The sequence below is a fragment of the Bradyrhizobium sp. Kon56 genome (assembly GCF_055807635.1).
On record NZ_JBVVOU010000033.1, the window covers coordinates 23,306 to 41,250 of the forward strand.

At 64.5% G+C, this 17,945-nt stretch carries 14 protein-coding genes; 10 read left to right on the forward strand and 4 right to left on the reverse strand.

The genetic code is table 11. From position 1 onward, the window contains the following. The first annotated feature begins 255 nt into the window (after nt 1-255). Nucleotides 256-1,932 (forward strand): methyl-accepting chemotaxis protein, encoded by a 1,677-nt coding sequence (locus AC0L3B_RS32800; RefSeq protein WP_473381727.1) that lies wholly within the window; start codon nt 256-258, stop codon nt 1,930-1,932. A gap of 101 nt (nt 1,933-2,033) precedes the next feature. On the opposite strand, the gene mutS is transcribed toward AC0L3B_RS32800, so the two are convergent. Next, nucleotides 2,034-4,772 carry a DNA mismatch repair protein MutS gene (gene mutS, locus AC0L3B_RS32805; protein WP_473381715.1) on the reverse strand — a complete coding sequence of 913 codons (2,739 nt, stop codon included), beginning with the start codon at nt 4,770-4,772 and terminating at the stop codon, nt 2,034-2,036. Between the two features lie 216 nt (nt 4,773-4,988). Here mutS and pcaF point away from each other — a divergent pair, with 216 nt between their 5' ends. The 6 genes from pcaF to AC0L3B_RS32835 all read left to right on the forward strand — a co-directional run bounded on the left by pcaF (nt 4,989) and on the right by AC0L3B_RS32835 (nt 11,708). Next, a complete protein-coding gene (gene pcaF / locus AC0L3B_RS32810; RefSeq protein WP_018455901.1) occupies nt 4,989-6,197 on the forward strand; it encodes a 3-oxoadipyl-CoA thiolase in 1,209 nt (402 codons plus the stop codon). A gap of 192 nt (nt 6,198-6,389) precedes the next feature. Further along, nucleotides 6,390-7,283, forward strand: a complete 894-nt coding sequence (locus tag AC0L3B_RS32815; protein WP_018455902.1) for a dioxygenase family protein — start codon at nt 6,390-6,392, stop codon at nt 7,281-7,283. 91 nt (nt 7,284-7,374) lie between these two features. Continuing rightward, on the forward strand, nt 7,375-8,076 hold the full coding sequence (gene pcaH / locus AC0L3B_RS32820) for a protocatechuate 3,4-dioxygenase subunit beta (protein WP_018455903.1): 702 nt from the start codon (nt 7,375-7,377) through the stop codon (nt 8,074-8,076). Next, nucleotides 8,077-8,667 (forward strand): protocatechuate 3,4-dioxygenase subunit alpha, encoded by a 591-nt coding sequence (pcaG, locus tag AC0L3B_RS32825; protein WP_018455904.1) that lies wholly within the window; start codon nt 8,077-8,079, stop codon nt 8,665-8,667. 208 nt (nt 8,668-8,875) lie between these two features. Then, the gene (locus tag AC0L3B_RS32830; RefSeq protein ID WP_377787799.1) at nt 8,876-10,567 is read left to right on the forward strand and encodes a methyl-accepting chemotaxis protein; all 1,692 of its coding nucleotides are present in this window, start codon (nt 8,876-8,878) and stop codon (nt 10,565-10,567) included. 76 nt (nt 10,568-10,643) lie between these two features. Beyond that, complete coding sequence (locus AC0L3B_RS32835) at nt 10,644-11,708, forward strand: phosphotransferase (protein WP_377787802.1); 1,065 nt, start codon at nt 10,644-10,646, stop codon at nt 11,706-11,708. 38 nt (nt 11,709-11,746) lie between these two features. On the opposite strand, the gene AC0L3B_RS32840 is transcribed toward AC0L3B_RS32835, so the two are convergent. The 3 genes from AC0L3B_RS32840 to AC0L3B_RS32850 are packed head-to-tail and all read right to left on the reverse strand — an operon-like array spanning nt 11,747 to nt 14,970. Then, the gene (locus AC0L3B_RS32840) at nt 11,747-13,303 is read right to left on the reverse strand and encodes an MDR family MFS transporter (protein ID WP_473381716.1); all 1,557 of its coding nucleotides are present in this window, start codon (nt 13,301-13,303) and stop codon (nt 11,747-11,749) included. Nucleotides 13,304-13,319: 16 nt separating this feature from the next. Beyond that, on the reverse strand, nt 13,320-14,495 hold the full coding sequence (locus AC0L3B_RS32845) for an HlyD family secretion protein (RefSeq protein WP_247475069.1): 1,176 nt from the start codon (nt 14,493-14,495) through the stop codon (nt 13,320-13,322). After that, nucleotides 14,488-14,970, reverse strand: a complete 483-nt coding sequence (locus AC0L3B_RS32850; RefSeq protein ID WP_026233050.1) for a MarR family winged helix-turn-helix transcriptional regulator — start codon at nt 14,968-14,970, stop codon at nt 14,488-14,490. The genes AC0L3B_RS32845 and AC0L3B_RS32850 overlap by 8 nt, the downstream gene beginning before the upstream one ends. A gap of 157 nt (nt 14,971-15,127) precedes the next feature. Between AC0L3B_RS32850 and AC0L3B_RS32855 the strand changes: the two genes are divergently transcribed. Genes AC0L3B_RS32855 through ispG form a run of 3 tightly spaced genes read left to right on the forward strand, consistent with a single transcriptional unit; the run spans nt 15,128 to nt 17,907 of the window. Continuing rightward, nucleotides 15,128-15,622, forward strand: a complete 495-nt coding sequence (locus tag AC0L3B_RS32855; RefSeq protein ID WP_377787807.1) for a Fur family transcriptional regulator — start codon at nt 15,128-15,130, stop codon at nt 15,620-15,622. A gap of 35 nt (nt 15,623-15,657) precedes the next feature. Further along, nucleotides 15,658-16,611 carry a DMT family transporter gene (locus AC0L3B_RS32860; RefSeq protein ID WP_007615962.1) on the forward strand — a complete coding sequence of 318 codons (954 nt, stop codon included), beginning with the start codon at nt 15,658-15,660 and terminating at the stop codon, nt 16,609-16,611. A gap of 12 nt (nt 16,612-16,623) precedes the next feature. After that, nucleotides 16,624-17,907 (forward strand): flavodoxin-dependent (E)-4-hydroxy-3-methylbut-2-enyl-diphosphate synthase, encoded by a 1,284-nt coding sequence (gene ispG / locus AC0L3B_RS32865; protein ID WP_018455912.1) that lies wholly within the window; start codon nt 16,624-16,626, stop codon nt 17,905-17,907. Nucleotides 17,908-17,945 lie beyond the last annotated feature (38 nt).

The following is a 17,945-nucleotide window of genomic DNA, read 5'->3' on the forward strand; positions in this document are numbered from 1 at the left end:
CAAGTGACAGCGCCGACCGAGCAGCGTGTAAGGCCTACCGTCGTGCAGCTTTAGGCTGCTCTGTCGGCGATCGCTTTTCCCAGAATTCGTTAGCACTTTATTCGAATCTTATGGGTACTGAATCATCTTGCGTATCCGCCTTGGTCTTCGCAACGCGAGTTTTACCGGCGGAATTCGATTGGAATTCAGCGCGTGTGCCGCGCCGTCACGTCACCTGATCCCGTCTCGCAATTTAATGATTTTGGAGATTCAATGATGTTTGGCCGCAAGTCCCGCAACGACGCGGATGCTAAGCTCGCCGCCATCGGCCGCTCGCAGGCCATGATCGAGTTTGCCATGGACGGCACGATCCTGAGCGCCAACCAGAATTTCTTGAACGCCCTCGGCTATTCCCTCGACGAAATCAAGGGAAAGAAGCACGCCATGTTCATGCCGGCCGACCAGCGCGACGGCGCCGAGTACAAGGCGTTCTGGGCTGCATTGAACCGCGGCGAGTATCAGGCAAGCGAGTTCAAGCGGATCGCGAAGGGCGGCCGTGAGATCTGGATCGAAGCATCCTACAATCCGGTGCTCGACGGCAACGGCAAGACGGTGATGGTTGCCAAGATTGCGACCGAAATCACCGAGAAGAAGATCCGGAGCATGACGGAGTCTTCGAAGATCGCCGCTATCGGCCGCGCCCAGGCCGTGATCGAGTTCAAGCTCGACGGCACCATCGTCACGGCCAACGAGAATTTCTGCAACGCGCTTGGCTATTCGCTGACCGAGATCCAGTGCAAGCATCACAGCCTCTTCATGCCCCAGGCCGAGCGCGACGGCGCGGCCTATCGCGAGTTCTGGGCCAAGCTCAACCGCGGCGAATACCAGGCTGGCGAGTTCAAGCGCATCGGCAAGGGCGGCCGCGAGGTCTGGATTCTCGCCTCCTACAATCCGCTACTCGATGAGAACGGCAAGCCCTTCGGCGTCGCCAAGTTCGCGACCGACGTCACGGCGGAGAAGCTGAAGAATGCCGACCTTGCGGGCCAGATCTCGGCGATCGAGAAGGCGCAGGCGGTGATCGAGTTCAACATGGACGGCACGATCATCACCGCCAACGCCAATTTCCTCGGCGCCCTCGGCTATTCGCTGGCTGAGATCAAGGGCAAGCACCACAGCATGTTTGTCGAGCCCTCGGAGCGCGATGGCAATGGCTATCGCGAGTTCTGGGCGGCGCTCAACCGCGGCCAGTATCAGGCGGCCGAATACAAGCGCGTCGGCAAGGGCGGCAGGAAGGTCTATATCCAGGCCTCCTACAATCCGATCATGGATCTCAACGGCAAGCCGTTCAAGGTCGTGAAATATGCGACCGACGTCACGAAGCAGGTGCTGGTCCGCATGGGCAACGAGCGCGTCCGCGGCATGATGGAATCGGTCGCCGCCGGATCGGAAGAGCTGAACGCCTCGGTGCGGGAGATTTCCGAGGCCATGACCAAATCGCGCGAGACGGCGATGAGCGCGGTGGAGCAGGTCGCGTCCGCTGATGCCCAGGCCCAGCGCCTCACTGAAGCGGCGCTGGCGATGAGCGGGATCGTCGAGCTCATCAACAACATCACCGGGCAGATCAACCTCCTGGCACTTAACGCCACCATCGAATCCGCCCGCGCCGGCGAAGCCGGTCGGGGCTTTGCGGTGGTGGCCTCGGAGGTCAAGAGCCTCGCCAACCAAGCCAAGCAGGCCACTGACAAGATCGGCGCTGAGATCGGTAGCCTCAACGGCATCTCTGGAGACGTCGTCACCGCCCTGGCTTCGATCAAGACGGCCATCAGCAACGTCAGCGAATATGTGACGTCGACGGCCGCGGCAATCGAAGAGCAGAGCACGGTGACCAACGAGATGTCGACCAGCATGCAGCGCGCCGCAGCGGAAGCGGCGGCGATCGCGGCGAGGGCGTAGCGTTCAGAAGCATAGGGTGGGTTAGCTAAGCGTCCCCCCACTTCTCGCGCGCTGACAAAGGTGGCGGGTTACGCCTTCGGCTAACCCACCCTGCGGCACCGTCACTGCTTCGGCAGCTTGGCCTTCAACGCATACAGCGCATCGAGCGCTTCGCGTGGCGACATCTCGTCCGGATGCAGCGCCTTCACCGCGTCCATCAGCAGTTCGGCCTCGCTCGGCGGTGTGGCTTCTGCGGCGGCGCGCGAGGGCACTGCGAACAGCGGCAGATCGTCAGCAAGCGCGCGCGCGGTCTGGCCGCGGTCCTGGGCTTCCAGCTTCGCCAGTACCGATTTGGCGCGCGTGATCACGGCCGGCGGCAGGCCCGCGAGCTTGGCGACCTGGATGCCGTAAGAGCGGTCGGCCGAACCCGGCAACACCTCGTGCAGGAACACGACATTGCCCTGCCATTCCTTCACCCGCACGGTCGCGTTGAACATCCGCGGCAGCTTGGCGGAGAGCGCCGTCAGCTCGTGGTAATGCGTCGCGAACAGCGTGCGGCAGCGGTTGCTCTCGTGCAGGTGCTCGATTGCGGCCCAGGCGATCGAGAGGCCGTCGAAGGTCGCAGTGCCGCGGCCGATTTCATCAAGGATCACGAGCGCACGCTCGCCGGCCTGGTTGAGGATCGCGGCGGTCTCGACCATCTCGACCATGAAGGTGGAACGGCCGCGGGCGAGATCGTCGGCGGCGCCGACACGCGAGAACAGGCGGTCGATGATGCCGATCCGCGCGCGTGTCGCCGGCACGAAACTTCCGATCTGGGCGAGCAACGCAATCAGCGCGTTCTGGCGCAGGAAGGTCGACTTACCCGCCATGTTCGGACCGGTCAGCAACCAGAGCTGGCCGGATTTTTGCGCAGGGCCCGGCGAGAGATCGCAGGCATTGGCGATGAACGGCTGGCCATTGCGCTTCAAGGCCTGCTCGACCACGGGATGGCGGCCCGCCTCGATCGCAAAGCCGAGAGACGAGTCCACCTCGGGCCGCACATAGTTCTCGTCGATCGCCAGCTTGGCAAGCGACGTCGCGACGTCGAGCAGCGCAAAGGCGTGGGCGGCGGCGCGCAGCTCCTCGCTGATTGCCAAAGCCTTGGCGCAGAGCCGCTCGAAAATCTCGAGCTCGAGCCCGAGTGCGCGGTCGCCGGCATTAGCGATCTTGGCTTCGATCTCCCCGAGCTCGGAGGTGGTGAAGCGGACCTGGCCGGCCAGCGTCTGGCGGTGGATGAAGGTTGCGTTCAGCGGCGCCGACATCAGCTTGTCGCCGTGCTGCGCGGTGACCTCGACGAAATAGCCGAGCACGTTGTTGTGCCGGATCTTGAGCCCCTTCACACCCGTGTTGTCGGCGTAGCGCGCCTGCATCGAGGCCACCACCAGGCGCGAGGCGTCGCGCAGATTTCGCGTTTCGTCCAGCGCAGGCTCATAGCCCTGGCGAACGAACCCGCCGTCGCGCTTGATCAGCGGCAGTTGATCGTCGAGCGCCCTGGCGAATTCCGCCGCGAGCTCGCGCGATGGCTTTTGCAGCGCCGCCATCACGACGGCGATCTCCTGCGGCGGCTGGTCGAGTTCGTCAAGCCGCGTCAGCACCTGGTCGGCGGCGATGATGCCATCGCGCAGGCCGGCGAGGTCACGCGGACCGCCGCGGCCGACGGATATACGGGCCAGCGCCCGCGACATGTCCGGGGCGCCGCGCAGGATGCTGCGGATGTCCTCGCGCGCGGCCGAGTCGGCAACGAAGCTGCCGACGGCATCGAGCCGCCGCGCAATCGCCGCCGCATCGGTCAGCGGCGCGGCAAGCCGCTGCGCCAGCAGGCGCGAGCCGGCCGAGGTCACCGTGCAGTCGATCGCGTCGAGCAGCGAGCCGCGGCGTTCGCCGGCGAGTGTCCGCGTCAGTTCGAGATTGGCGCGGGTGGCGGGATCGATCGCCATGGTCGCGCCCGAGGCTTCGCGCGCGGGCGGCGACAGCGGCGGATGTTTGCCGACCTGGGTGCGGTCAACATAGGTGACGGCGGCGGCGGCGGCAGTGGCTTCCAGCCGCGTGAGCTGGGACAGTCCGTCCATGGTCGCGACGGCAAAATAGTCGCACAGCCGCTTCTCGGCAGTGGCGCCGTCGAAGACGTCGCGGGTCAGCGGCGTCACCGCCGGCAGCTCGCGCAGGGTCTGTCCGAGCTCGCTGTCGTTATAGAGCGCGTCGGTGACGATCACCTCGTTCGGATTGATCCGCGCCAGCGTGGCGGCGAGTTCGCCGCCCGAACATTCCGTCACCGTGAACTCGGCGGTCGAGATGTCGATCCAGGCGAGGCCAAAGCGGTCACCCCCCGCCGATGAGCGCGCGCGCGCGAGCGCCAGCAGGTAATTGTTGGCGCGCGCGTCGAGCAGCGTGTCCTCGGTCAGCGTGCCCGGCGTGACCAGGCGCACCACGCCGCGGCGCACGACGCTCTTGTTGCCGCGTGCTTTCGCCGCCGCGGGATCCTCGGTCTGCTCGCACACCGCGACCCGGTGCCCGGCGGTGATCAGCCGGTGCAAATAGTCCTCGGAGCGCTCGACTGGCACGCCGCACATCGGGATATCGGCGCCTTGATGCTTGCCGCGCTTGGTCAGGACGATGCCGAGTGTCCTGGAGGCGATCTCGGCGTCCTCAAAGAACAGCTCGTAAAAGTCGCCCATCCGGTAGAACAGCAGAAGGCCCTGATGTGCCGCCTTGATTTCAAGGTACTGTTCCATCATCGGCGTGACGCGCGCGGCAGCTTCCGCCTGCGGCGCGGGCGTATCGTCGGGAGGCGGTGCAGGGATCGGTTGTTGCATTGTCATGGGCGGCGCAACCTACAAAATTTCGCCCCGCGCTCCTATCGCTTTGGGCGGAGAGGGGAGGTTTTCCACGTTGTCCGCACCGCGGCATGCGCAACTCGCGTGCACACCCGTCGGAACACGCGCGTATCGGTCAATTGACCTGCCGCGGGCGCCCTCCTAAAACTCCGTCGACATTGAAGAATTTAGGCCGGATCGCGGCATTCAGGGAGAACAACCATGCGTGACGTCTTTATCTGCGATGCCGTGCGGACCCCGATCGGCCGTTTTGGCGGGTCGCTCGCCAAGGTGCGTGCCGACGACCTGGCGGCGGCCCCGATCAAGGCGCTGATGGCCAAGCACCCCAATCTCGATTGGGCACAGGTTGACGAGGTCTTCTTCGGCTGTGCCAACCAGGCCGGCGAGGACAACCGCAACGTGGCACGCATGGCGCTCCTGCTTGCGGGCCTGCCGGATTCCGTTCCAGGCCAGACCCTGAACCGGCTCTGTGCCTCCGGTCTCGATGCGGTCGGTGCGGCCGGCCGCGCTATCCGTTCCGGCGAGATCGAGCTTGCGATTGCCGGCGGCGTCGAATCCATGACGCGCGCGCCCTTCGTGATGGGCAAGGCGCAGGAAGCGTTCTCGCGCTCGGCTGAGATCTTCGACACCACGATCGGCTGGCGCTTCATCAATCCGCTGCTGAAGGCGCAGTATGGCGTCGACGCGATGCCCGAGACCGGCGAGAACGTCGCCGAGGAATTCCAGGTCTCGCGCGCGGATCAGGACGCCTTCGCGATCCGCTCGCAGCAGCGCGCGGGCGCCGCGATTGCGGCCGGCTATTTCGCCGAAGAAATCACCCCGATCACCATTCCCGGCGGCAAGGCCGGCCCTGTCACCGTCGACAAGGACGAGCATCCGCGTCCCGAGACCACGCTGGAAGCCCTGACGAAGCTCAGGCCGATCGTGCGCAATCCCGGCACGGTGACCGCGGGCAACGCCTCCGGCGTCAATGACGGCGCCGCCGCGATGATCCTGGCGTCCGAGGCTGCGGTGAAGAAGCACGGCCTGACGCCGCGCGCGCGCATCCTCGGCCTCGCCTCCGCCGGCGTGCCGCCGCGCATCATGGGCATCGGCCCGGTGCCGGCCACCCGCAAGCTGATGGAACGTCTCGGCAAGAAAATCGGCGATTTCGACCTGATCGAGCTCAACGAAGCCTTTGCCTCGCAGGGTATCGCCTGCATGCGCCAGCTCGGCGTTGCCGACGATGCCGATTTCGTCAATCCGCATGGCGGCGCGATTGCGCTCGGTCATCCCCTCGGCATGAGTGGCGCGCGCCTCGCGCTCACCGCGGTGCACGGCATGGAGAAGCGCGGCGGCAAACTCGCGCTCGCCACCATGTGCGTCGGCGTTGGCCAGGGCGTTGCGGTCGCCATCGAGAAGCTGAACTGACGGGACGCGCAGCGTGCCGTCATCCCGGAGCCGGGTGCCCCAGACTCGTCATGCCCGGGCTTGTCCCGCCTGCGAGGCCGAAGCCTCTTCGGCGAGGCGAAGGCCCGGGCATCCACGTTCTTGGTGCCGCGAGAAGAAGGTCGTGGATGGCCGGGACAAGCCCGGCCATGACGCAAGGTGAGGGAGCATCCCATGATCATCGCGCGCGAGCAGGACGTCACGGCCGCGGCCTTGGCGGTGATGGAGCAGACATCCGATCCACGGCTACGCCAGATCATGGTCTCCCTGGTCAAGCATCTGCACGGTTTTGTTCGCGACGTTCGCCTGACCGAGAAGGAATTCCGCGACGCCACGGCTGTTATCGCCGAACTCGGCAAGCTCTCGACCGACACGCATAATGAGGTCGTGCTGATGGCAGGCTCGCTCGGCGTCTCGCCGCTGGTGTGCCTGCTGAATAATGGCGATGAGGGCAACACGGAGACCGACCAGTCGCTGCTCGGACCATTCTGGCGGCTGAACTCGCCGCGGGTGGAAAATGGCGGATCGATCGTCCGCTCCGAGACCCCAGGCGCGCCGCTGTTCGTCAACGGCCGCGTCGTGGACAAGGACGGCCGTCCCGTCGCCGGCGCCGAGGTCGACGTCTGGCACGCGTCGCCGGTTGGTCTCTATGAAAACCAGGACCCCGAGCAGGCCGACATGAACCTGCGCGGCAAGTTTACGACCGACCAGGACGGAGCCTTCTCGTTCCGCTCCGTGATGATGGTCGGCTATCCCATTCCGACCGACGGCGTGGTCGGCCGCCTCCTGGAGGCGCAGAAGCGGCATCCCTATCGTCCCGCGCACCTGCACGCGTTGGTCTTCAAGCCCGGATTCAAGGTGCTGATCTCGCAGGTCTACGACCCCGCCGACCCGCATATCGATAGTGACGTGCAGTTCGGCGTGACCAAAGCGCTGATGGGCAAGTTCCTGCGCCATGACACGCCACATCCGACCGAGCGCGACGTCGCGACGCCCTGGTATTCGCTGGACCATGTCTATCGGCTCGAAGCCGGCGAGGCCGTCCTGCCGCGTCCGCCGATCAAATAGGGCTCAAAGCCGCTTCCCCCAATTAGTTATATCCTATAATGATTGGCGGAAGCGTTGACCGGTCGGAAAAGGGCCGGGGAGGAGTTCGCCAATGACATTCATCTATCCCGTCGACAGCAACACGGCGCATCCGCTGCCGCTGTCGCCCGAGTACAAAAGCTCGGTCAAGCGTGCGCCGAACAAACCCTTGATCCCGATGCGCCATACGCTGTCGGAGCTGACCGGCCCGGTCTACGGCCACGAGACCGTTCGCGAGGGCGACAATGATCTCACCACCCAACACACCGGCGAGCCGCTCGGGGAACGCATTATTGTGCACGGCCATGTGCGCGACGAGGACGGCCGCGGCGTGCCGAACTCGCTGGTCGAGATCTGGCAGGCCAATTCCTGCGGCCGTTACGTTCACGTCCGCGACCAGCATCCGGCTCCGCTCGATCCGAACTTTACGGGCGCCGGCCGCACCGTGAGCGACGTCTCCGGTTACTACCGCTTTGTCACCATCAAGCCTGGCGCCTATCCCTGGGGCAACCATCATAACGCCTGGCGTCCCGCACACATCCATCTCTCTGTGTTCGGCCATTCCTTCGTCACGCGTCTCGTGACGCAGATGTACTTCCCGGCCGATCCGCTGTTCCCGTTCGATCCGATCTTCAATTCGGTGCCGGACGAGAAGGCGCGGGCGCGGATGGTGTCGTCATTTGATCTCGAGAACACCCAGCCCGAATGGGCGCTGTGTTACCGCTTTGACATCGTGCTGCGCGGCAAGAACGCCACCCCTATGGAGAACCATTAAGTGCAGGACAATGGGATCACGCCGTCGCAGACCGTCGGCCCGTTCTTCAAATACGGCCTGACGCCGACCGGCGAGTATGCCTGGAATGATGCGTTCACCAACTCGACGCTGACGCCCGACGTCACCGGCGATCGCGTCCGGATCGAGGGCCGCGTGTTCGACGGCGACGGAGTCGTTGTGCCCGATGCCATGCTGGAGATCTGGCAGGCCGACGCGCAGGGGCGCTTCGCGGATCCGCAGGACAAGCGCGCGCTGCCGAATGCGAGCTTCCGCGGCTTTGCCCGTTGCGGCACCGACAAGGACGGCAATTATTCCTTTGAAACCATCAAGCCGGGCGTGGTGCCCGATCCCGACGGCAAGCCGCAGGCACCGCATGTCCTGCTTGCGGTGTTTGGTCGCGGCATGCTGCGGCATCTCTATACCCGCATCTATTTCAGTGACGAGGCCGGCAATGCCGCCGATCCCGTGCTGGCGGTGGTGCCTGCCGACCGTCGCGCCACGCTGACGGCCGTGCGCGAGGCCGGCAAGCCGGTGTACCGGCTCGACCTGCGGCTCCAGGGCGACAACGAAACGGTATTTTTCGACGTGTGACCCCCAGCGCCGTCCCGGACAGGCGGAGCGCCGATCCGGGACGACAGCGGAGGACGGGCCCAAGCTTCGCTGCCCGAAACTGTTGACCTGACGCCATTTCCCGTATTTTTCCGGAGTTCGCGCGATGCAATTTCCGCGCGATGCAATCCCGTGTTTACCGTAATCCTTTAGGGTCCGTGGGATTCAGCGCGGCCCATTGGATTTTTCCATGAAAATTCGTCTTTCGCTTTCTTCCGCAATCATTGCTTTCGGCATCGTTCTGGCCATCGGCTTTACCGCCGTGGTCTCGACCAGCCTCTACGCCTTGAAAGAGCTCAAGGTCGGCGGTCCGCTCTATTCTGATATCAAGCTCGGAAACGATCTCATCGCCGACATCCTGCCGCCGCCGGAATATGTGATCGAGGCCTACCTCGAGGCCACGCTCGCCATGCGCGAGCCCGACCAGCTGGCGGCCCATGCCGAACGCCTGGCCCAGCTCCGCAAGGATTACGACGAGCGCAAGGCATTCTGGGTCACCTCCAGCCTCTCGGCCGACCTGAAGACGACCCTGGTGTCGAAATCCGACGCCGAGGTGCAGAAGTTCTGGAAGCTGTTGTCCGACCAGCTCCTCCCCGCCCTCAAGGCCAAGGATACGGCCGTCTCCGAGCGGGCCTACGCGCAGCTCAAGGAGGCCTATACCGCGCATCGCGCCGTCATCGACAGCATCGTCGAGAGCGCCAACAAGCAGAATGCCGACATGGAGAAGCTGGCTGCGGACCGCGACAGCTCGATGCTCTACATCCTCCTCGGCGTCTCCGCCGCCGTCCTCGCCTTCATTGCGGCGGGCCTGCTCGGCGTCGCCTTCGGCGTGATGCGCCCGATCGTGCGCATGACCAGCGCGATGCAAAAGCTCGCGACCGGCGATCTCGCCGCCGACATTCCTTTCGCGCACCGGCAGGACGAGGTCGGCTCGATGGCGGGTGCGCTCTTGGTGTTCAAGCAGTCCGCGGTCGAGAATTTCCGCCTGCGCGAGGAGCAGTTGCAGAAGGAGCAGGAGGCGACGCTCGCCAAGCGTGAGGCCCTGCATCAGATGGCCGAAACCGTCGAGCGCGAGACCGGCCGCTCGGTCGACACCGCAAGCGCGGCGACGCAAGGCGTGGAGCGTGCCGCCTCCAGTCTGTCCGAGATCGCAAGGTCGCTCTCGACACAATCGCAGGCGGTCGCAGCCGCCTCCACCCAGGCCCTCGGCAGCTCGCAGACCGTCTCGGCCGCAGCTGAAGAACTCAGTGCTTCGATCCGCGAGATCGCAACCCAGGTCGCGCGGACCAGCACGGTTACAAAATCGGCGGTCGCCGGTCGGGAACAGGCGCGCTCGACCATCCAGACGCTGGCTGGATCGGTGAAGAAGATCGCCGAGGTCTCCGACCTCATCGGCGGCATCGCCGGCCAGACCAATCTGCTGGCACTCAACGCCACGATCGAGGCGGCGCGCGCCGGGGAGGCCGGCCGTGGCTTCGCGGTGGTGGCCGCCGAAGTGAAATCCCTCTCCGACCAGACCGCCAAATCCACGGAGGAGATCGCGCGGCTGATCGCCGAGATCCAGGCCTCGACGCAAGCCGCCGTCGACGCCGTCGAAACCATGGGAGGCCACATCGTCGAGATCGACGGCGTCGCCACCTCGGTTGCCGCCGCGATGGAAGAGCAGGACGCCGCGACCCGCGAGATCACGCGGTCGATTTCCGAATCGACTTCCGCGGCGAAGGAGGTCTCGGCCAAGATCGGTGATGTCAGCCGCGACGCCGCCTCCGTGAACGAGCGCGCCGCGGAGGTCAGGCAGGCGATCGCCGGCATGGCGGCCAATCTCGAGCAGCTCCGGTCGATTGTCGTCAGGACCGTGCGTGACTCGACCGCTGCGGCTTGAGCCGGGCGGCTGATGCCGCTGGCGCCCGGCAGCGCGGTTGTACAGAATGGAGCAACGCGACGGGGGTCGGGCGCGCATGAAAGATACACGATTGCCGGCGGTGGCGGACGCGGCAAATCTAACCGCGGCGCTGCGCAAGGCTGGCGCACTGGACGCCGGTGCCGTGCGCGAGGTCAAGGTCCTGCATGAGCGCGATACGGTCGTGTCGCATATCACCCGACTCGGCCTGCGCTATGTCGGGGAATCCGCCGGCTCGCCGCAGTCACTGATTCTCAAGACGCCCCATGCCGCGTTTGCCAAGCCGCTGGCGAATGCCGGTCGCCATGAGGTGGCCTACTACACACAGCTTGCACCCAGAACGCCCGAGCTGCTGGTGCCGCGCTGCTTTGACGGGAATTTCGACGAGGAGAGCCTCGCCTGGCATCTCCTGCTTGAGGATCTCACTGATAGTCACGAGATAGCGACCCAATGGCCGCTGCCGCCATCGCGCGCTCAGGCGATGGCCATCGTCGCCGCGCTCGCGCGCTGGCACGCGGCGTGGTGGGACCATGCTGGTCTCGGCGAGACCGTCGGGGTCTGGGCGAGCACCGACGATACGGCGGGGCATGTGGAAACGTTCGCATCCCATTACGACCGATTTGCTGATCAGCTCGGCGATCGTCTCAGTGAAGAGCGCCGCACGCTCTACCGCCGCTTCATCGATCGGTCCGACAGGATGTCACTGCGCTACCATTCGCATCGCCACCTCACCATCACCCATGGCGATGCCCACATCTGGAATTTTCTGCTGCCGCGCGCCGGCGTGTCCGACACTGTCCGCATCTTCGACTTCGACTTGTGGGACATCAACGTGTCGACTCACGACCTCGCCTACATGATGGCGCTGCACTGGTATCCGGAACGCCGGCAGGCGTTCGAACGCCTTCTGCTCAATCATTACCACGACACGCTGATGGCGCACGGTGTCAGCGGCTATACGCGCGGCGCGCTCGACCAGGACTATCGGCGGTCGGTGCTGTGGCACATCACCAAGCCAGTCTGGCAGTGGAGCATCAACATCCCACCGGTGATCTGGTGGAATAATCTGGAGCGGGTGATGATGGCGGTCGAGGATCTGGGCTGCGAGGAGATTTTGGGGTAGAGGCGCGCAACATCATCGGTGTCGTCCCGGCGAAGGCATCACTCCATCACCGCATGTTCCGGCCCCGCCGCCTGCTTGCGCAGGGTGGTCTTGGTCGAGCCGATCAGCAGGGCGAGCGGGATGGTGCAGAGGATGAAGAACATCACCAGCTCGTAGTCGTGCGCGAAGGCGATGATCTGCGCCTGCACGCTGACCATGCGATCGGCCATGGCGCGACCGGCGTCGGTGGAGAGATTGATCATGCCGCTGACGCTGGGCATCTGGAGCGCATGGTTGAACGGGTTGATGTGTTCGGACAGGATCGCGTAGGTCCGCCGCGTGCCTTGTGTCAGCTGGGCGATGACGACGGAAATGCCCACCGAGCTCGCGACGTTGCGCATCAGGGTCAACATCGCGGTGCCGTCGGTGCGCAGCTCATTCGACAAGGTCAGGAATGCCACCGTCGAAAGCGGCACGAAGACGAGGCCGAAGCCGAAGCCCTGGATCACGCTGACGGTCACGATCTCCGGCACCTGGGTCAAATCGGTCCAGCCGGTCATCTGGAACAGCGAGCCCGCGGTCAGCGTCAGGCCGGTGATGATCAGTGTGCGGGCTTCGATGTAACGCATCATGCGGCCGACCAGCATCATGGCGAAGAAGGTGCCGAAGCCGCGGCTCGCCAGCAGCAGGCCCGCGGTGATGATGGGATAGCCGATCACGTTCTGCATATAGGGGGAGGCCAGCGCCATGGTCGAGAACAGCACGAGGCCCATCACGACCATGAACACGCAGCCGGTGACGAAATTGCGGTCCTTGAAGAGCCCGAAGCGGATGAACGGTGTCGAGGTCGTGAAGGAATGCGCGATGAAGAAGTAGAAGGCGACGGCCGAGACGATGAACTCCGCAAGGATCTCACCCGATTCGAGCCAGCCCAATTGCTCGCCGCGGTCGAGCGCGAGCTGAAGCGACCCGATCGCGACCGCCAGCGCCGCGAAGCCGAACCAGTCGAACTTGAGACTGAGATCCTTCCGGGTCTCGTCCATGAAGATGATCAGCCCGATCACGGTGATGGCGCCGAACGGCAAATTGACGAAGAACACCCAGTGCCAGGAATAAGTCTCGGTCAGCCAGGCGCCGAGCGAGGGACCCATGATCGGCCCCATCATCACGCCCATGCCCCAGATCGACATCGCCTTGGCGCGTTCCTGGAGCGTGTAATAGTCGAGCATCACCGATTGCGACAACGGCACCAGGGCCGCGCCGAACACGCCCTGCAGCAGGCGGAACAGCACCATCTGGTTGATGTCCTGCGCAAGCCCGCACAGCACCGATGCCATGGTGAAGCCGGCCGAGCAGATGATGAAGATGCGCTTGCGGCCGAAGCGGTTGGCGATCCAGCCCACCGGTGCCGTCATGATCGCGGCGGCGACGATGTAGGAGGTCAGCACCCAGTTGATCTGGTCCTGCGAAGCCGACAGCGTACCCTGCATGTAGGGCAGGGCGACGTTGGCGATGGTGGTGTCCAGCGCCTGCATGATCGTTGCCGTCATGGCGCAGATTGTCACCATGTTCCGGCGCAGGCCGGGAACCATCAAATGGGCATTGGGGCCGGACATCGGGTCAGTCCCTGTCTCAGTCTTTGTCCGAATCTTTGTCTTGGCTCGCGGTCGCCGACAGCCCGAGCAGGCCGGCAAGCGAGCGCTGGTGGCCGGTGTCGATGGTGGCGTAGACGCTCATGCCGGCCTTCAGCTTGCGCACGTATTTGTCGGTCTCGTCGAAATAGATGCGGATCGGCACGCGCTGCACCACCTTGACGAAATTGCCACTGGCGTTCTGCGGCGGCAGGATCGCGAATTGCGCGCCAGTGCCGGGCGAGAGCGAGCCGATCTTGCCCTTGAAGATATGGTTCGGGAACGCGTCGACCTCGAGCGTGACCGGCTGTCCTTCGGTGACGTAGGTGAGGTCGCTCTCCTTCGGATTGGCGTCGACCCAGGGATGGGCCACGTCGATGATGGAGAACACCGGCGTGCCGGCGGCGACGTAGCGGCCGAGCTGGATCTGCTCGACCTGTGTTGCCACGCCATCCATCGGCGCGCGCAGCACGGTGTGGTCGAGGTTGCGCTGGGCATCGTCCAGCTTGGCTTTCGCCTGCGCGTAGGCGGGGAATTGCTCCAGCGGCAACTCGGGATTCCCCAGCAATTGGGTCCTGGCGTTGGAGAGTTGCTGCTTGATGTATTGCGCCTGCGCGCCGGCGGTAACCAGTGCATTGGACGCGTTGTCGAGATCGAGCTGCGAGCCGTAATTGTTCTTCACCAGCGACTGCTTGCGTTCGACGTCGCGCTGCTTCAGGTCCATGCCCTGCTGGGCAAGATTGAGCATGTCACCGTAGATCTTGATGTTGGCAACAAGATTGTCATAGGTGATGCGGGCTTGGGCGAGTTGCGCTTTGGCTTCTTCCAACGCATGACGGAACGGAGCGGGGTCGATCTCGAACAACTCGTCGCCGTGCTTGACGACCTGACCTTCCTTGACGACGACCTTCTGGATTTTGCCGGAGATATCAGGGGTCACCAGCACTTTCTGCGCGCCGACATAGGCGTCATCAGTGCCGACGTAACGGCCGCCATTGAGATAGAAGGTGAAGCCGGCAACCGCGACGACGAGCGGCAGCACAATCAGGAGCAGCACGCGGCGATAGCGGCGCAGGCCCGCCACCAGGCGGCGGCGCGGATCGGTGCCGGCTTTCTTGGTGGGCTTGCCGCCGTCGATTTTCTGCTCGGGCTGGAACTTGAGAACCTGATCAGCCATAGCGTTGCTCCTTACGCGCTTGTTCCGCTCCGCTGCTCTGGATCGCGGACCGCACGTTTTCCTTGATTGTTTCGAGTTGGGTGAGGAGGCGATGGGCGTCCGCCGGAGTGATGCCGTCGAGCGCGTTGGCCGTGAGCTCGGACTTCAGCCCGCTCATCCGCCCGAGCAACTGCCGCCCAGCCTTCTTCAGGTACAGCCGCTTGACGCGGCGATCCGAAGGATCGTTGCGTCGCTCGATCCAGTCGCTGTCACAGAGTTTGTCGATCAGGCGCGTCAGCGTGATCGGCTGCACCTCGAGAAGCTCGGCAAGCTCCGACTGCTTCATGCCTTCGCTGCGCTCGACCTTGGCCAGCACCGCCCATTGCGCGCGGGTGATGCCGAAGCGCGAGGCTTCCTTGTCGGCATAGACCCGGAGCAGGCGGTAGAGCTCGGCGAGTGTAAACAGGAAATTCTGGTCCACGGGTCCGGGGCTCATGAGCGTGGTCTCCAATAAGCTTGGAATATAATAAGCAAGCTTATGATTATTTCACGGCGGGTTTGCGGGACGCTGTCCCGCAGGCCGAGCATGGCTGCTGGCCGCATCGCCGGTCCTGCTTTGGGTTCCCCTTTCGAAATGCTAGAACGCCGGTCGCATGACCCTTGCAAGACCGGCATTTCCCGCGCCCGACCACGATCACGGCCGCTGCACCGCGGATGCGCTGGCGCATGCCGAGGCCGTCTGCGGAGAGCGCGCGCAGAAATTCACGCCTATACGCCGCCATGTGCTGGGGGCGCTGCTCTCGAGCCACCGGCCGCTCGGCGCCTATGAGGTGATCGACGAGCTGGCGAAATCGATGCAGCGGCCGGCGCCGATCACGGTCTATCGTGCTCTCGATTTCCTGATGGCCAACGGTCTCGTGCACCGGATCGAAAGCCGCAACGCCTATCTCGCCTGCGCCGCTCACGATCACGACGCGACTTCTGCGGTGACGTTCCTGATCTGCGAGCGCTGTGGCCTGGTCGGTGAGATTCCGTCGGCTTCCTTCGTCAGGGACCTCAACGCCGCCGCGCGCAGCTCAGGCTTCGCTCCCAAATTGTCGGTGGTGGAAATCACGGGCGTTTGTGCGCATTGTCAGAAAGCCGCATAGAGCAACAACGGCGCAAAGCCGGTTTTTAGGAAGAAATGTCCTCACCTCAAGCCATACCGTCCGCCGGTCGTCCCCTCAGTGCCGGCGCCATCGCCCTGATGCTCATGCTGTGCCTGACCTGGGGGTTCAACCAGATCGCCGTGAAGCTGGTGCTGCCGGACATTCCGCCGATGCTTCAGGCCACGTTCCGCTCGATGGGCGCGCTGCCGGTGCTGTTCATCATCGGCAGCTTGCGCGGCGTTAAATTCTTCGAGCGCGACGGCACCTGGAAGCCCGGCGTGATCGCCGGACTGATGTTCGGCATCGAGTTCGTGCTGATCTTCCAGGGCCTGCGCTTCACGCCGGCGTCGCGGGCGGTCGTGTTCCTCTACACCGCGCCGTTCTTCGTCGCGCTCGGCTCCTACCAAGTGCTCGGCGAGCGACTTGGTGGGACCCAATGGCTGGGGCTCGCCATCAGCTTTGCTGGTGTCGCGCTCGCGATCGGCGTGCCGCAGCCCAACGTCGATTCGCATGTTCTGCTCGGCGATCTCATGATCGTCGGCGGCGCGGCGCTGTGGGCGGCGACCACGCTGGTTGCCAAGGGCACGCGGCTGCGCTTCGCGGCGCCCGAGAAGGCGCTGGGCTATCAGGTCGCGACCTCGATCCCGATCCTGGGGCTGGCCGCCTGGCTCTTCGGGGAGACCATCCCCCACACCCCGTCGCCGCTGTCGCTGGGCCTGATGGCCTTCCAGGCGATCTGGGTCGTGGGAACCACGTTCACGCTTTGGTTCGCGCTGGTAAAGACCTATTCGGCCAGCAAATTGTCGGCTTTTACCTTCATCACCCCTTTGTTTGGCGTGGTGGGTAGCTATTTCATCATGCACGACACGCTGAACCTGACATTCGGGGCTGCCGCCGTCCTTGTCATTGCTGGGCTTTTTCTGGTTAACCGTCCCAGTCAATCCGCTGCGGCGCCGCGCGATGCATTGCTGAACGTCACCAAAACCTGATATTTGGACGCCATGAACAAGCTCGAAAAAACCATCGATTCCGACGTTGCGGGCCCCGCGCCCCGGCACAAGACTACCCAGGTCAAGGTCGGCGACGTTGCCGTCGGCGGCGGTGCCCCGATCGTCGTGCAGTCAATGACCAACACCGACACCGCCGATATCGACGGCACCATTGCCCAGGTCGCAGCGCTCGCCCGCGCGGGCTCCGAAATGGTCCGCATCACCGTGGACCGCGAGGAGGCCGCCGCTGCCGTCCCGCACATCCGCGACGGCCTGCTCAAGCGCGGCATCACCACGCCGCTGATCGGCGACTTTCACTATATCGGCCACAAGCTGCTCGCCGCCTATCCGGCCTGCGCCGAGGCGCTCGCCAAATATCGCATCAATCCCGGCAATGTCGGCTTCAAGGACAAGCGCGACACCCAGTTCGCCGACATCATCGAGATCGCCAACAAGAACAACAAGCCGGTGCGCATCGGCGCCAATTGGGGCTCGCTCGACCAGGAGCTCTTGACCAAGCTGATGGACGAGAACGCCGCCTCCCCCGATCCGCGCGACGTGCGCGCGGTGACGCGCGAGGCCATGGTGCAATCCGCGCTGCTCTCGGCCGCGCGCGCCGAGGAACTCGGCATGCCGAAGAATCGCATCATCCTCTCGGCCAAAGTCTCGGCCGTGCAGGATCTGATCGCGGTCTATCAGGATCTCGCCAGCCGTTCCGACTACGCGATCCATCTCGGCCTGACCGAGGCCGGCATGGGCACCAAGGGCATCGTGGCGTCCTCGGCCGCGCTCGGCATCCTGTTGCAGCAGGGCATCGGCGACACCATCCGCATCTCGCTGACGCCGGAGCCCGGCGGCGACCGCACCCGCGAGGTGCAGGTCGGCCAGGAGCTCTTGCAGACCATGGGTTTCCGCACATTCGTGCCGCTGGTTGCGGCGTGCCCCGGCTGTGGCCGCACCACCTCGACCACATTCCAGGAACTGGCCAGCTCGATCCAAGGTTTCATCCGCGACGAGATGCCGACCTGGAAGACGAAATATCCCGGCGTGGAAGAGCTCAACGTCGCGGTGATGGGCTGCATCGTCAACGGCCCCGGCGAATCCAAGCACGCCAATATCGGCATCTCGCTGCCGGGCACGGGCGAGGCGCCGGCTGCCCCGGTGTTCGTCGACGGCAAGAAGTTCCGCACCCTGCGCGGCCCGACCATCTCCGCCGACTTCAAAGCACTCGTGATCGACTACATCGAGCAGCGCTACGGCCAGGGCGCCAAGGTGCCGGTGACCGCGGCGGAATAGTTCTGCTCCAGATCAGGAATCGTAGGGCGGGTTAGCGA

What these genes read in the sequence shown, in the direction of transcription:
- AC0L3B_RS32800 (WP_473381727.1), top strand. Translation starts at nt 256, where the DNA reads ATGTTTGGCCGCAAGTCCCGCAACGACGCGGATGCTAAGCTCGCCGCC.
- mutS (WP_473381715.1), bottom strand. Translation starts at nt 4,772, where the DNA reads ATGACAATGCAACAACCGATCCCTGCACCGCCTCCCGACGATACGCCC.
- pcaF (WP_018455901.1), top strand. Translation starts at nt 4,989, where the DNA reads ATGCGTGACGTCTTTATCTGCGATGCCGTGCGGACCCCGATCGGCCGT.
- AC0L3B_RS32815 (WP_018455902.1), top strand. Translation starts at nt 6,390, where the DNA reads ATGATCATCGCGCGCGAGCAGGACGTCACGGCCGCGGCCTTGGCGGTG.
- pcaH (WP_018455903.1), top strand. Translation starts at nt 7,375, where the DNA reads ATGACATTCATCTATCCCGTCGACAGCAACACGGCGCATCCGCTGCCG.
- AC0L3B_RS32830 (WP_377787799.1), top strand. Translation starts at nt 8,876, where the DNA reads ATGAAAATTCGTCTTTCGCTTTCTTCCGCAATCATTGCTTTCGGCATC.
- AC0L3B_RS32835 (WP_377787802.1), top strand. Translation starts at nt 10,644, where the DNA reads ATGAAAGATACACGATTGCCGGCGGTGGCGGACGCGGCAAATCTAACC.
- AC0L3B_RS32840 (WP_473381716.1), bottom strand. Translation starts at nt 13,303, where the DNA reads ATGTCCGGCCCCAATGCCCATTTGATGGTTCCCGGCCTGCGCCGGAAC.
- AC0L3B_RS32845 (WP_247475069.1), bottom strand. Translation starts at nt 14,495, where the DNA reads ATGGCTGATCAGGTTCTCAAGTTCCAGCCCGAGCAGAAAATCGACGGC.
- AC0L3B_RS32850 (WP_026233050.1), bottom strand. Translation starts at nt 14,970, where the DNA reads ATGAGCCCCGGACCCGTGGACCAGAATTTCCTGTTTACACTCGCCGAG.
- AC0L3B_RS32855 (WP_377787807.1), top strand. Translation starts at nt 15,128, where the DNA reads ATGACCCTTGCAAGACCGGCATTTCCCGCGCCCGACCACGATCACGGC.
- AC0L3B_RS32860 (WP_007615962.1), top strand. Translation starts at nt 15,658, where the DNA reads ATGTCCTCACCTCAAGCCATACCGTCCGCCGGTCGTCCCCTCAGTGCC.
- ispG (WP_018455912.1), top strand. Translation starts at nt 16,624, where the DNA reads ATGAACAAGCTCGAAAAAACCATCGATTCCGACGTTGCGGGCCCCGCG.